Source organism: Haliscomenobacter sp., assembly GCF_041740695.1.
Taxonomy (GTDB): domain Bacteria; phylum Bacteroidota; class Bacteroidia; order Chitinophagales; family Saprospiraceae; genus Haliscomenobacter.
This window is the reverse complement of sequence record NZ_JBGSLK010000113.1, coordinates 201,544-215,690: the sequence shown is the minus strand read 5'-3', so window position 1 is coordinate 215,690 and position 14,147 is coordinate 201,544. Positions and strand designations below refer to the sequence as shown.

The 14,147-nt window shown below is 47.1% G+C and carries 11 protein-coding genes; 3 read left to right on the top strand and 8 right to left on the bottom strand.

Features of this window, described 5'->3' with window-relative positions:
• Positions 1 to 164: 164 nt before the first annotated feature.
• The gene (locus tag ACEW9O_RS23310; protein ID WP_373552620.1) at positions 165 to 1,022 is read right to left on the bottom strand and encodes a Cys-Gln thioester bond-forming surface protein; all 858 of its coding nucleotides are present in this window, start codon (positions 1,020 to 1,022) and stop codon (positions 165 to 167) included.
• 70 nt (positions 1,023 to 1,092) lie between these two features.
• Here ACEW9O_RS23310 and ACEW9O_RS23305 point away from each other — a divergent pair, with 70 nt between their 5' ends.
• Positions 1,093 to 1,611 carry a DinB family protein gene (locus ACEW9O_RS23305; RefSeq protein WP_373552619.1) on the top strand — a complete coding sequence of 173 codons (519 nt, stop codon included), beginning with the start codon at positions 1,093 to 1,095 and terminating at the stop codon, positions 1,609 to 1,611.
• Positions 1,612 to 1,767: 156 nt separating this feature from the next.
• On the opposite strand, the gene ACEW9O_RS23300 is transcribed toward ACEW9O_RS23305, so the two are convergent.
• The 7 genes from ACEW9O_RS23300 to ACEW9O_RS23270 form a co-directional block, all read right to left on the bottom strand.
• Positions 1,768 to 2,205 (bottom strand): OsmC family protein, encoded by a 438-nt coding sequence (locus ACEW9O_RS23300; RefSeq protein ID WP_373552618.1) that lies wholly within the window; start codon positions 2,203 to 2,205, stop codon positions 1,768 to 1,770.
• A 77-nt stretch (positions 2,206 to 2,282) separates the two neighbouring features.
• A complete protein-coding gene (locus ACEW9O_RS23295; RefSeq protein ID WP_373552617.1) occupies positions 2,283 to 2,597 on the bottom strand; it encodes a hypothetical protein in 315 nt (104 codons plus the stop codon).
• Positions 2,598 to 2,671: 74 nt separating this feature from the next.
• Positions 2,672 to 3,022, bottom strand: a complete 351-nt coding sequence (locus ACEW9O_RS23290; protein ID WP_373552616.1) for a hypothetical protein — start codon at positions 3,020 to 3,022, stop codon at positions 2,672 to 2,674.
• A 63-nt stretch (positions 3,023 to 3,085) separates the two neighbouring features.
• Positions 3,086 to 5,050, bottom strand: a complete 1,965-nt coding sequence (locus ACEW9O_RS23285) for a gliding motility-associated C-terminal domain-containing protein (RefSeq protein ID WP_373552615.1) — start codon at positions 5,048 to 5,050, stop codon at positions 3,086 to 3,088.
• 15 nt (positions 5,051 to 5,065) lie between these two features.
• Complete coding sequence (locus tag ACEW9O_RS23280; protein ID WP_373552614.1) at positions 5,066 to 8,395, bottom strand: VCBS repeat-containing protein; 3,330 nt, start codon at positions 8,393 to 8,395, stop codon at positions 5,066 to 5,068.
• 1 nt (position 8,396) lies between these two features.
• Entirely contained in the window at positions 8,397 to 9,014 is a 618-nt protein-coding gene (locus ACEW9O_RS23275) for a hypothetical protein (protein WP_373552613.1), read from the bottom strand.
• 46 nt (positions 9,015 to 9,060) lie between these two features.
• On the bottom strand, positions 9,061 to 12,387 hold the full coding sequence (locus ACEW9O_RS23270; protein ID WP_373552612.1) for a VCBS repeat-containing protein: 3,327 nt from the start codon (positions 12,385 to 12,387) through the stop codon (positions 9,061 to 9,063).
• 377 nt (positions 12,388 to 12,764) lie between these two features.
• Here ACEW9O_RS23270 and ACEW9O_RS23265 point away from each other — a divergent pair, with 377 nt between their 5' ends.
• On the top strand, positions 12,765 to 13,610 hold the full coding sequence (locus ACEW9O_RS23265; RefSeq protein WP_373552611.1) for a hypothetical protein: 846 nt from the start codon (positions 12,765 to 12,767) through the stop codon (positions 13,608 to 13,610).
• Between the two features lie 197 nt (positions 13,611 to 13,807).
• The gene (locus ACEW9O_RS23260; protein ID WP_373552610.1) at positions 13,808 to 14,008 is read left to right on the top strand and encodes a hypothetical protein; all 201 of its coding nucleotides are present in this window, start codon (positions 13,808 to 13,810) and stop codon (positions 14,006 to 14,008) included.
• The last annotated feature ends 139 nt before the right edge of the window (positions 14,009 to 14,147 follow it).

The following is a 14,147-nucleotide window of genomic DNA, read 5'->3' as shown; positions in this document are numbered from 1 at the left end:
TAAAAGGCTATTCCAAGTCCTGAAGGGACTTTATGTTGAAATCATCGACATACAATCCCTTCAGGATTGATCAATACCCCTCTTTTGACCTGCTATAAACATAAATTCCCTTCGGGAATCTCCAAATTCACGTTAATTTAACAGAAAAAAGGCAGAGCAACAATCTAAAACACCAATTTCCTCTCCTTCACCAGCCCCAATTTCTTCCCCTTCATCCGAAACCAATACACTCCTTTGGGCAGTCGATTGGTCTTATAAGAAAAAGTAAAGGTATAAATGCCGGAAGTGTACAGTTTATCCGTCATCAGGACATCCACCTGTTGGCCTTCGGCGTTAAAAACGGCCAGGGTCAGGGAGTCATTTTCGGGTAGGGTGAACTCCCAATCCGCTTCAATCATCATCATGGGGCGTTTGGCCATTTGGGGGCCGGGAGCAGCTTTGGCGTATTCGGAGCGGTACCAGGGCACGGGGCGGTTGGTCAATTGAGCTAGGAACTCAATGAGTTTTTTCGATTTTTCGGGCTGATTGCGGTCCCAAACTGCGGAGAGGTCGGCATTGTCGCTTACACTCCAAATGGCTTGTTGGGTCATGGGGTTTTTGTCCAAAAAATTGCGGTACAGGTAGGTGGCTACCTGGCTGAGTTTTTCATTGCTTTGGTTGACCAGTTGAAATACGGCGCCTGTACCGGGGCCGCTGCGGTGCATTTCGCAACAATAGCCGACCAATTTAAAACTGCGCTTTTGGTTGGCGGCCAGGACGTATTCTTCATTGTCAACGACCAATAAATCTTGCAAGGCGGTATCCTGGGATTGAAACACCATGCCCGGCCCCAGCACGATGCGCAGCGCACGTTTGCCGACATTGGTAACCGTGGCCTGCAAAGATTCACCATTGTACCCTCCCAAACCTTCGGCTTGCAAGGTGACCAAACCTTCTGAGAGGGCTTGAGACAAACTTTTACTTTGAGCGGTAAGGAATAAAGGACTGATTAAGAGGAGAAAAATGATGGGTTGGCGCAGCATGTCTTATTTTTTTCCTGAAACGTCCACCAAAATCGCTTTATTTTACCTCCAACAAATAAACCTAAAGACCATGCTTAAATCTGCTCTGCCTTTTGTGCCCGAGTACTTTGACCGCTACATCAATCAAACCGACGATGCCAGCTTGCTCGCCATGCTGGAGCGTGCTCAGGATGAATTACAAAACTTTGCCTGGGACAAACTGGAAGCCCTTGGGGATCGGGTATATGCGCCAGGAAAATGGACGGGTGCTGATGTATTGCAGCACATGATTGATACGGAGCGCATTTTGACTTACCGGGCGCTGTGTATTACTCGTGGTGAACTGGCCAATTTGCCCAGTTTTGAAGAAGACGATTACGCCGCGCATGCGCAGGGCAATCAACGCAGTTGGGAGGAACTGAAGGCTGAATTTTTGGCCTTGCGTACCTCTACACTGTACCTCTTCCGCAGTTTTAGTGATTCGATGCTGTTGCGGATCGGTACCACCAGTGGGAAATCCATGTCGACTTTGGCGCTGGGTTTTATTGTGGCGGGGCATCAGCGGCATCATTTCCGGATTTTGGAGGAGCGTTACTGGCCGATACTATAGGGCATCTCTATTTTTTACGTATTCCCAAAGCGGCATTTTTTATCACAAAGGACGCAAAGGCAACACAAAGAACACAAAGTTAGACGTTGACGACGCTTTGTGTCCTTTGTGCCGCTTTGTGTTTTCTTTGTGATAAAAATGCCGCTTTGGTTTTTTCTAAAGATTTGGGAGAATGTCTTTATCAGTCTCCACCTCTTTGGTAATAATTTTCACTTCGTGGGTTAGCAAACGGTGGACTGGGCATTTATCGGCGATCTCCAATAAGCGTTGGGTTTGTTCGGCATCCAGATTGCCATAAAATTGGATTTCGCGCTGAATATGAGTGATTTGGGTGCCGCTGAGTTTTTCAACTTGCAGGGACAAGTTCAAATCTATTTTTTCCAAATCCCAGGCTTTTCGATCTGCGTACATGCGCACTGTTGCTGCCGTGCAGGTCGCTAGCCCGGCCAGGATGAATTCGTAAGGGTCGGGCCCCAGGTTGGTGCCACCGGATGAGGGCGGCTCGTCACCGATCAGTTGATGGTCATCGGTTTGTAAGATGGTTTTGTAGGTGTCGCGGCCAATGGTGGCGTGGAGAATGGTGGGTTTTGACATAAATGCTGGATTTGGTAGCTTATTCCAATCAGAACATTTGCTGAAGAACAAAAGATGCCGAATAGCCCACTTGGATCTCATTTTGATTTGATCCTGAACAACAAAGATGCATCTAATTGAAAGCGTTGAAAATAGAAGGCCATGATCCTTTCTGGATAAATGCTCAAATTGGTATCGAGTGTATTGCTAAATAAGGCTCTTTGAGCCATGATCCGAATTGATTTGTTCTCGTCCAAACGCCATTCAGCACCGGCACCAAAGCTAAAGCCAAAGCCTAGTCCTGTAAATTTAGTGTCGAATGGGCGATAAGGTGACTGGGCATCTCCATCCAAGGAAATGCCATAAAAATCTCGGTGCAAGGGCAATAGAGTATGCACGCTACCCTGAACCAAAAGGTCAATTTTTTTATTTTTCAGAAGATAGAATTGAAGGATTAAAGGCAATTCCAGGTAGCTTAGTTTGACCTTTAAAGTTTGAAAGAGGGGATTGGTTTGCAGCCCAAAATTAAAAGTATCATTGGTGATGGTTCATGGCAACGCTCCTGGGCGGTATTTTGGGTACAGTGGGTAATGTAGCGCAAGGTCTCACCAAATCGTACTTCCTGGATGTCACTAAATTCCAGGTATTCAGACTTGGTAACTTCATCCGGTTTGAAGTAGACTCCTTTGGGTGCTTCGAGGTGGAACTGGCCCAGGACGTAGCCTGTTTTTTGGACTCCGTTTTTGAGTAAAATTTCGCCCGCTTGGAATTTGTTGCTTTGGGCAAAAGTTGAGGTCAGCAATAGCAAGTTAAAAAGGGTGTAGAAAACGTAGCGCATGTTGTTTTGTTCTAATAAACGCCTTATCTCATTTCATGTTTTTATGCTGCTATATTATATTTTTCAGCGCAACAATTTCACTTCCCCCTTAAACTGTTTCCTCGCTCCATCGGGAAATTCAATCTCTATTTCATACAAAAAAGTGCCTGCTGCACAACGTTGCCCACGAAAAGTGCCATCCCAGCCCTGGCTTGGATCATTGATGGGACTGTCTTTTTTTTCAAATATGAGATTGCCCCAACGGTCTTTGATGTGCCACTTTACGATTTGTCCGCCATCCCGCCCTTGTACATAAAATTGGTCGTTGAGCTGGTCGCCATTGGGGCTGAATGCATTCGGGATGTATACTTTGCGTACGGGGATCACTTCGATGTAGGCGCTGTCGAGGGCAGTACAGCCCTGGGCATTGCGCACTTGGAGGTAGACTGTTCCAGAGCTGAGGGCGCTTAGACCAGGGCTGGCGCAATCTTTACAGCTCAACTCAAGCCCGGCAGATGTTGACCAACTTTCTACAAATGGACCTTTGCCCGTAGCGTTGTAAGCCAGCATAATCTGATCGCCAGATTGGAGGCGGTCTGGCGATTGAATGGCTGCCTTCAAAGGGGCAGGACGCTCGCCAATGTCGATGGTATCTACGTAATCCAGGCAGGGTGTTTTGGCCAATAAGGAATAGCGGCCATTGCGGGTAGTGACCAGGGTTTTGCCGGTGCTGCCATCGCTCCATTGGTAATTGAGGGCCTCGAGTGGTGCTTCAACGTAGGCCGTATCCCCGTTGCAGGAAAAACGCAAATTGCTGCTCAGTTTTAAGGATTTGGGCTCGATCACGTTGAAAAAAGCGGAATCACGCGCCTGGATGCTCAACAAATTGTCCGATACGAGGGGGGCACCGTACAAAGCGGGCAAAAACTGCAAGGCGGCCTGGGCACTGTATTTGCCGGGGGGCAAGTCATCCACCCAGGCTTTCAGGCGGATGGTATTGTTTTCCAAAATCAGGTTCATGTTGATCAGCCGAAAAACACTACTACCTACCCCACCGATGATGGTGCTCAGGTTGGCTGAGTTTTTTTCAATGGCTTTGATGGTCACGCCAGCCGGGAATGAATCGCGGAAAACCAAATCCTGCCAATTGGCACCAGTGGCATTAAAAAAGGTGTACTCAATGGTGATTTCTGAGCAAGGTAGGACCTGGGTCGGGGTGATTTTCATCCCAAAATCGAGGGAATAAGGGCAAGAACAGCCGTCACTTTCCCGACCTTGATAACCTTTGCCCAAGGAACGCATTTTGCCAGTACGGCGATCGACATAAAAATGGGTTTGAGCGTCATCTTCAGCAATAGGGTTACCATAAGCGTACAGATTTCCAGCTTTGTCAAAGTACAGCGCGGATAAATATTCGCTGGTAACGGGGTAATTAAAGGTGCTGACCAAGCCTCCACCCACGTCAACCAAACGTTTTCCTTTGGCATCAAAACTATAGGTAACACCCAATGAAGGGTGGGTAGCCAAATCATTGAGCCGAACGGGCAAAGCACTGATCAAAGCCTGACTGGAAGCAAAATAAGGAGGGCCTTGGAGATTGATGTTGTAAATGATTTTATCAAACTGCGTAGCCGGATCTCGGCCAATGATGCTTAAACTACGGCCCAAGGGAGGTACGTGACCAGCGTGATATTTCAGCTTGGTATCCAAATTGGCCGGGACTCCTAGCACTTGAATTTGCCCTTTGCTGTCAATCCGCAGCAAGTCATAGGTATCGAAATCAAGGGCGTAGAGGTATTGATCGCTTACGCTGTAGCCCAGGCAGGTGATTTTTCGCCGGGGCTCACTGAGTGGAATGGTTGTTGCAATCAATTTTCCGGTGCTGGCATCAGGAATAAGGCGCTCCAACTGGCTGCCCCCACTGGTAAAGTTAACGAGGTAGAAGGATCCATCGCAGGGTAGGGTGTTTTGGCCTCCCACTAACCTTGGAAGATAAAGAATAATAATGGCCAGAAGCCTTGCCGCCAAAGTATGTATGTTTGTTTTCATGGCGGAACGGTTTGGTTATGGATTCCATTCAAACAATTGCAAAGGCTCATTGTTCCTGGCTACGAGTAGCACTTCTTTTCCTTTAACTTTAATGATTTGAAAATCGCGTACTTCTCCCTCCAAGCGGAAGCCTGATTGGCGGGTTGGGATGGGCGAAAAGCCACCCTTGCCATCACCCTTCAAAAAGAGTCCGTAGCTGGCATCAAATCTACCAATTTCTGGCTTTACCCCATAAAAGTTGCCACCAAGGATGATGTCTAGCTTCTGGTCGCCGTCAAAATCCTTAATCATTATGCCGAAGTTAGGCGAAAGTTGGGCTTCTACGGGCAATGGTTTTAAGCTGAATTTGCCCTTCCCCTCATTCATCAGCACGCAGGTATGCATTTCTTTTGCTTCATACTTCAAGGTGTTTTGCAGTTGCATGGGGGTGAAAATGTTCTCGACCTTTTGCTCTGCATAGTCCTTGTATTTGAGGTAGCGCTTTTTGAGTTGTGGGATTTGTCCAACCAGATCGTGGCGCAAAAGCATCGGGTAAGTATCCTTCCCACTGAATACACTCATAATTTGTTCCACGGTTCCATTTTGGTCAAAATCATTGACCTGCATGACCACCGGATGCTCGGCATTGCCCCGAAAACGGGAATTTAACCCATGATTGCCCAGGACATAATCCATATCTCCGTCGCCATCCAAATCTGCTGATTCGATACAATTCCACCAACCTTGAGTATTCGCCAAACCAGCTTGTTCACTAATGTCTGTAAAGGTACCTCGATCGTTGCGCAGGAGTTTTATCGGCATCCATTCCCCCACGATGATCAAATCGGGGTCTTGATCGCCGTCAAAATCCGTCCACTGCACGTCTTTGATCATCCCGATTTTTTGCAAAAAGGGTGCCACCTGTGGCGTGACGTCCCGAAAATTCCCTTTGCCATCATTGTTGAGGATATAGCCGTTCATGGGCACGCCGTAAACCATTGGGGCCAAACGGGCACCTACAAAAAGATCGAGATCCCCATCGCGGTCGTAATCCGCCGCGTCTACACAGGAAGTAGGGTCAAAGCGGAAGGTAGGTAAAATTTGGGGCGACTTGCTGAAGGTGCCACTGCCGTTGTTGAGGTACAAACGGTCAATCAAGGCCGTGGAACTGGAGGGAAATTCGTTGCCACCACTACACACGTACAAATCCTGATCACCATCGCGGTCGGCGTCAAAAAACAAAGCTTCCTGGTCTTCGCAGATGGCATCGACCTGGAACAAAGCTTCATTGGTTGAAACAAAAGAGCCATCGGGCTTTTGTACAAACAATTTACCCGCTTGATCTTTGGCTCCGCCTACATAAAAATCCTCGCGCCCATCGCCGTTGGCATCCCCTTTGGCGATTTTCGGCCCTTCGGTGGACAGCATCAGGTACAACAAACGATCGCGGTCGAAGTCGATAAAGTCGTTTTCGATGTGGCGGTAGTTCACCCCATTGAGCACATTAAGTTCGCGGAACAATTTGGGGCTGGGAACAGGCTTAGCGGGGGTGGAAAGTGTCGCTTCTGCTTGTTTGAGCTTCAACGTTTGGTCGGCTTTGACTTGGGTCAAGAGGGTCCGTTTGCCATTGGGCCAATCGACCAATACGGTGTCTACGGTTTTGATTTTCCCCAAACCAAAATTCGGGCGTGGATCCATCGTCGACTCAAAGCCCCGCATCGGCATTTGCTCTAGGTATTGTAGCTGACCAGCGTATCTCAGGGTGATTTTGGTACCCAGGGCATAGGTGTTTTTCCCTTGGCCACTCAATTCAAACTTGAGGTAATGGTGATCCCGGTGGATTTTTTCAGCGTTGTTGCGGTAAATGAAGGCGGTCATGTTGACATTGTTGGTCACCAAATCCAGGTCGCCATCGTTGTCCAAATCCCCATAGGCCGAGCCATTGGAGTGGCTGGGTTTAGCTAATCCCCAAGCTTCGGCCTGGTTTTCAAATTTTAGCCCTCCCTTATTTTGGAATGCATAACTGGGAATGGGCTCCACTGGAATAGAATCCACTAGCGCTTTAAAATTCACCCCACGCCGGGAAATGATGGACAGTTTGGTTTGTTCATCGGCAATAAAAGAAACGTAATCCTGATCGGTCAAATCCTGATAGATGCCATTGGCCACAAAAATGTCCTTTAAACCATCGTTGTCCATGTCCATAAACAAGGCACCCCAACTCCAGTCGGTTGCTTCTACGCCCGCCAAACGACCAACATCACTAAAGGTGCCGTCGCCGTTGTTGATTTGCAGCATGTTGCGGGTGAATTGGTGCCAATAGCCATTTTCAACATTGGAGCGGTAGTGATCCCAGTTGTCGAATGTTGTTTTGGTTTTGAGCCGCCGATCGGTGCCTGGGAGCATATCCGTCACAAAAATATCGGGTAGTGCATCGTTGTTGATGTCGGCCATATCCGCACCCATGGAAGCAGCACTGATGGAGCGCATGGATTGCTCCAATACTTCGCTAAAGCCACCCTGCTGGTTGTTGATGTACAGGTAATCGCGCTCAAAAAAATCGTTAGACACATAAATATCCTGCCAGCCATCTTGGTTCACATCGCCTACAGTTACGCCCAGGCCAAAACCAATGATGCTTCCATAAATGCCAGCCTTTTCGCTGATGTCGACAAATTTTTCCCCGTCGTTGCGGAAAAACTTGTGTCCACCCAAGGGGTCACGGGTGTTGCGCACCTGCTTGCGCAAGTTGAAACTGCCAATGGCTTGGAAGGAGTTGTTCAGCAAATACAGGTCGAGGTCGCCGTCTTTGTCGTAATCAAAAAAGGCAGCGTGGGTGGAATAACCAGGATCGGCGACGCCGTATGCCTTAGCCATTTCTTTAAAAGTGCCGTCCTTTTGGTTGATAAAGAGTTCGTTTTCCCGGTTGTCCCCTTTGATGTCGCCAGAATTGCACACGTAGATATCCAGCCAGCCATCCCCATCGATGTCGGCCATACTCACACCAGTCGACCAGGCCTTACGGCCATTCACACCTGCCTTTTGGGTAACATCCTCGAATTGCCAGTTGCCTTTGTTGAGGTAGAGGCGATCCTCTTCCATGTTGGCGGTAAAATAGATGTCAATCAAACCGTCGTTGTTGACGTCCCCCAGGGCTACCCCGCCGCCATTGTAATAATTGCGGTAGGTATAGATGTTGAAATCGTTGTCAAAATGCAGTTGATTGACAAAATCTATACCCGTTACGGTACTAGGCATTTCGGAGAACAGGGTATCGGTTTTGACTTCCGAAGCCTGTTGCAATTCTTTTTTACACGCGCTCATCCCCAACAATAGGATGCAGCCCAAAAGGATTATTTGTTTCATGTTATCGCGCAGTTTGCGAAGTCGTTTTTGGTCTGGCCGGAACGTTTTCAATTTCTTCAGCTTCAATTGGATTGGTCAGGTCGGTAAAGTTAGCTTTAACAAACTGATCGTCTTTGGCCCCAATCACAATTTGTCGATTTCCGTCAATTTTTACGTAGATGACCCCACGTTCTTCGTCTTCCATTTTGATAAAACCCTTGCCATACCAACGTTCCAAAATGGTGACCATTTTGGGGAGTAGCTTTTCTGCCCAAAGCTGTTTGTTCCAGGGCGACCAACTGGCATAATGAAAATCCACGGGCATTTCCCGGATTTGATTTTCTTTAAAATTGGGGTAAAAATTCATGATGATCTGCGGGTCTTCTCCCTTGATGAAGCACTGCACCCGACGGCCATCGCTATTGTTGGTCAAAATGCGCTGGCGATTCAAAGACAGACAGCGGGCAAAAAAATCCTCGCTGGGCATGCCCATGTAAATGCCAAAAAACAAACTATCCTGGCGCACTCCACTAGCCAGCTCTCGGCGGCGCATCTTGTCGTATTCGGATTGGCAGCTGCTCATGATCAACATCGATCCTGCTAACATCAAACTCCAAAGCATCAATCCACGCTTTTTCATAACTATTGATTTGTGTAGGTTTTCAACAAAAAACATTGGTTTATGATCAATATACAAAGGTTTCTACCCAATCATCGTTTTTAGCCACAACCAAAATTTTGCGTTGGCCCGATTTTACCAACTCCACATCCCGAACTGCGCCCTTGAGCAAAAGTCCGGATTGTTTGGAGTTCAAAGGAGCAAATTTCCCCTTACCCAATCCCTTCAATACCAAACCATAACTCCCAGCATTGATGCCTAGTTCTGGTTTGGCCTGAAAAAAATTGCCAGCCAGCAAAATATCTACTATTCCGTCCCGATCCAAATCATCGGCCATTAGGCCATAGGTAGAGGAAATTTGCGCTTCAGTAGGCAAGGGCAATAATGTGAATTTCCCTTTGCCGTCGTTAATGGCCACTGAAGTTTGAGTTGTGTACACTTCCCATTTTACAGCACTGGACAATGCCTCTGCGGGGAAAATATCCTGCATGGTTTGCCCTTGGTATTGGACGTGTTTCAGGTATTTTTTGCGCAGCGAAGGGATTTGTTTGACCACATCAGGCAACAAAGCAAAAGGATAAGCTTTTTCGCCTTCAAAAATGGTGATGAACTGCTCGACCGCACCATTGCCATCAAAGTCGTTGACGTACATGTTCAGGGGGTGTTTGGCGTCTGCTTTGAGTCGGGTATTGCTGCCGAGGTTACCCAACAACAAATCCAAATCGCCATCGCCATCTACGTCCGCAGGTTCAATGCAGGTCCAAAAACCATTACTTTGAGCCAAACCCAGTTCCTTGGTCATTTCTTTCAATTGGCCTCGGTTGTTCTGGAATACCCGCACGGGCATCCAGGTGCCAGAAACAACCAAGTCGGGATCCCGATCGCCATCAATGTCGACCCAGCGCCCATCGGTGTATAAGCCTGAATTGAGCAGTTGAGGAGCGATTTGCTGGGTGGCGTCGCTGAAATTTCCCTGGCCATCATTGCGCAACACGTAGCCATTCACGGGAGCTCCGTATTCAAAGGGGCGCAAACGTACACCCACAAACAAATCCAGATCACCATCTGCATCCACATCGGCCGCATCCACACAAGAAGTGCTTTCAAACTGGAAGGTGGGCAGAATTTGATTGGATTTGGTGAAATTGCCGCGCCCATCGTTGAAGTATAAACGATCGATTAATGAGGTAGAACTATTGGGAAATTCGTAGCCGCCGCTACACACGTATAAATCCAGGTCGCGATCGCCATCGGCATCAAAAAAGATGGCGTCCATGTCTTCAGAAACTTTATCGGCCTCCAGGGCGGGTTGGGTGCTGCGGCGGAATTTTCCACCCGTTTGTTGGACAAAAATCGCCCCAGCCTGATCCTTCGCTCCACCGATAAAGAGGTCTTCCAAACCATCGCCGTTGATGTCCCCTTTGGCCATACGTGGGCCTTCGTAAGACATCATTTGGTAAATGAGCCGATCGCGGTCGAAGTCGGAAAATTCATTTTCCTGATGCTTAAAACTTAAAGCATCCGCCACTTTGGAGATAAAAGGTTGGTAATGGGGTTCAGCGAGCGGGAACTGATCCAAAGTTGCATCCGCCTGCTTGAATTTGAGGCGTTGATTGGTTTTGACTTGAGTCTGCAAACTGTAGCGTCCATTGGGCCAGGAAATGACCAAGGTATCCACGCTAGTCCAGGCACCCAGGCCAAAATTGAGTCGATAATCCACCGAAGATTGGAAGCCACGCATGGGAAAAAGCTCCTGAAACAAGGTCTGACCTTGGTGGCGAATGCTCACCTGTGCGCCAATGGCAAAGCGGTTTTTACCTTCTCCCTCTAGTTCCAGATTGAGGAAATTGGCTTTTTGCTTGCGTTGCACTTCGGCATTGTTGCGGAAGATCGAAGCGGGTTGGTTGATGTTGTTCACAACGAGGTCCAAATCCCCATCGTTGTCCAGGTCGCCGTAAGCGGAGCCATTGGAAAAACTGGGCTCGCCCAGGCCCCATTCTGCGGCTTTGTTTTGAAAAATAAAATTGCCCTGGTTGGCAAAAGCGTAGTTCGGTACCGCTTCTGAAGGCATGGCATCCACCATTTTGGTGATGACCCCTTTCTTTTTTTGCATGAGCCCCTGCACATTGGAAGGGTCGGAATAAAAATTGATGTAATCCTGATCGGTCAAATCGCGCAAGAGGCCATTGGCTACGAAGATGTCTTTTTGGCCATCGTTGTCGAGGTCGGTCATTAGTGCGCCCCAGCTCCAGTCGGTGGCAAAAACCCCGCTCATACGTCCAATTTCGCTAAAGGTACCGTCGCCGTTGTTGCGCTGGAAAACATTGCGGGTGAATTGGCGGTGGTAACCATTGAGGACATTGCGCTGGTATTTGTTCCAGTCTTCAAAGTTGGTTTTGGTTTTCATACGTGCTTCCGTTTCGGGAAGCATGTCGGTCACAAAGATTTCGGGGTAGCCGTCGTTGTTGACGTCGGCCATGTCTGCTCCCATGGAACTAAAGCTCAATTCCTGGATGCAATTTTCCAGGTCTTCTTTAAAAGTGCCGTTTTTTTGGTTGAGGTAGAGGTAGTCGCGCTCAAAAAAATCGTTGGACACATAGATGTCTGGCCAGCCATCGCGGTTTACATCGCCAATGGTTACGCCCAGGCCAAACCCGATCCTGCTGCCGTAGATGCCTGCTTCGGCACTTACATCTACGAATTTGTTGTTGTCGTTGCGGTACAATTTATTGCCCCCTTTGTTGTCCCGCACATTGCGCTGGCCTTTGACCAGGTCGTATCCACCTACTGATTTCATGGAGTTGTTGAGCAGGTAACAGTCCAGGTCTCCGTCGCGGTCGTAGTCGAAAAAAGCAGCGTGGGAGGAAAGGCCCATATCGGCGAGGTTGTATTCAGCCGCTTTTTCCGTAAAAGTCAGGTCGCCATTGTTGATGAAGAGCTCGTTGTAGCGGCGGTTTCCACCGGGTTTGCCCGATTTACAAACATAGATGTCCAGCAAGCCATCACCATTCACATCGGCCATGGCTACGCCGGAAGACCAGACATTTTTGGTACTAAGCCCGGCTTTGCGGGTAATGTCTTCAAACTGGAAATTGCCCTTGTTCAGGTACAGGCGATTGCTTTCAAAATTGGCACAAAAGAATATGTCAACCAGACCATCATTGTTGATGTCGCCCAGGCCTACACCGCCGCCATTGAAAAAATTGCGAAAGGTATATGGGTTGTACTCTTCAGTATACTGGATTTGGTTGATAAAGTCGATGCCAGTGACACTGGCAGGCAAGGTCGAAAAAAGGGTTTTGGCCGGGATTGTACTCGAATCCTCGGCAGATTGATTACACCCACTGGCCAAGAGCAAAATTATGGCAGTTATTGTGACGGCTATCTGTTTCATACTGGGTGGCAAAGTTGGGAATTTTTTTTGGAAAAGGAGAGGAAATGGGGTTTGAGTTTGGGGGACGTTTGGACGGCCTGTTGGGGCAGCCCTATGTGGCTGCCCTTTCCCAGAGACTAAAAGGGGTTTTAAAAGTGGGAATTTGGGGTGGTCGAGAAGTGGAGAAAGTGACTTGATTGGGGTGGGGGAGGGTGGTAGTTTTGTAATAGAAATCGGAGAAGATGTAAATCGACTGATTTCCAAAAGACCAAGTTGCTTGGAGTTGAAAATTGTCGTTGCAGGACGAAGTGCGCAATTCGAGCTGGGACGTTGGCGGGGATCCCGAAACCGTCTGGAAAAGAAGTAGGGACGATTAATAAAATTATTGATTTAAAGCTATGAAAAAAATCGTGTTATTTACTGTGGCATCTTTGATCGCCTTCATTTTTGCCTGTGAAAAAGATTTGCAGCCACTGAAAAGTAAGCAGAAAGTTGATGTGACAAAGTTCAACTACATTGGCGAAATGCACAACGAGGCTTTAAAATTTGTTTTAGAGAACACTACTCAGTTACCAACGAATAAAGAAATACCAGAACATGTTCATCGTTTGGTGAAAGAATTTTTGCCTCGAGACTATAGCATCTTTGAGAACAATAGAAAACAAATGAGTGAAGAAGTTGAGCTAATGATTACAGCTCAAAAAAAAGTAAACGCATTTGAATACATTAAAACTTTAAAGATTAGTAAGGAGCTTAAACATCTACTGAACCAAATGATGAATACTATCAACCAAGGGATGCCACTAAATTCATTACAAGAAGAGCTAAGTAAGCTAGAAAACAGTGGTATACAAACCCTCAATGATGGTGAACTTACCATTCTGTTAAGTTCTACCTCGGTGGCTAAGTATTCCGCTAAATTCTGGTACCCAGCTTCTTTAGGTGGCGAGGGCGGTATTAAATACCTAAAAATTCAACCCAAACAATCGTTTGGTGACTATGACTATGGTGTTGAGACTGACCCAGAAGAAACGCTTGAAGAGAGAAGAATTCGACTGAACTGGGCCAAAATAATTGGAGTCGACGCCATCAGTGTGGTAGGTGCGGCAGCAATGTCAATCGTAGAATCAGGTGGAGCTTCAGCTATTCCAAATCCTTTGCTCGGCGGAATGCCTACAGCTGGAGCCATTGGTCTAATTGGAGGGGCTCTTGGTTCTGCCTCTGAAGTTATCAGCCAATGGTAGTGTGTGATTGATTAGAAATAATTACTTAGACTATGATTTTGCCGTTTTAGTCTGAAATGTTTTGTTACAATTCCTCAATCGGAAGTATTTACAAAATTCTTTTTGACTAAAATTGCAATTATGGTCTAAGTAATTTACTTAGTATTTTAGAGTAATTTTTTCACTAATCTGATTATCAGACCGTAAAAATCAAAACTATGAAAAATCTATTGTTTGTCTCTAAGGTTTTGGGCTACGCGATTCCTTTAACGTTTATCGTCGCTTATTTTAGTTTTGACATTCCTGTCAAGACTCTCCTAACTACCTTGATGTATAAGTTTTTATTTATGGCCCCTGCTTCAGTTTTAATGGTAGTTTTTCAAAAGTGGGCTTTAAAAAGCATAAAAAATAACCCTTAACCAGAGACAACTTATTTCGCCCAATCCCCGACCTCCCCTGTTACCGTTACTGGAAAAGTGAAGTCGCCGTCGCCATCGTTGACGTCTTTGATTGTTTGGACTCACCTCCAAACTTATTGGACTCTATGTCCTGTTTTGG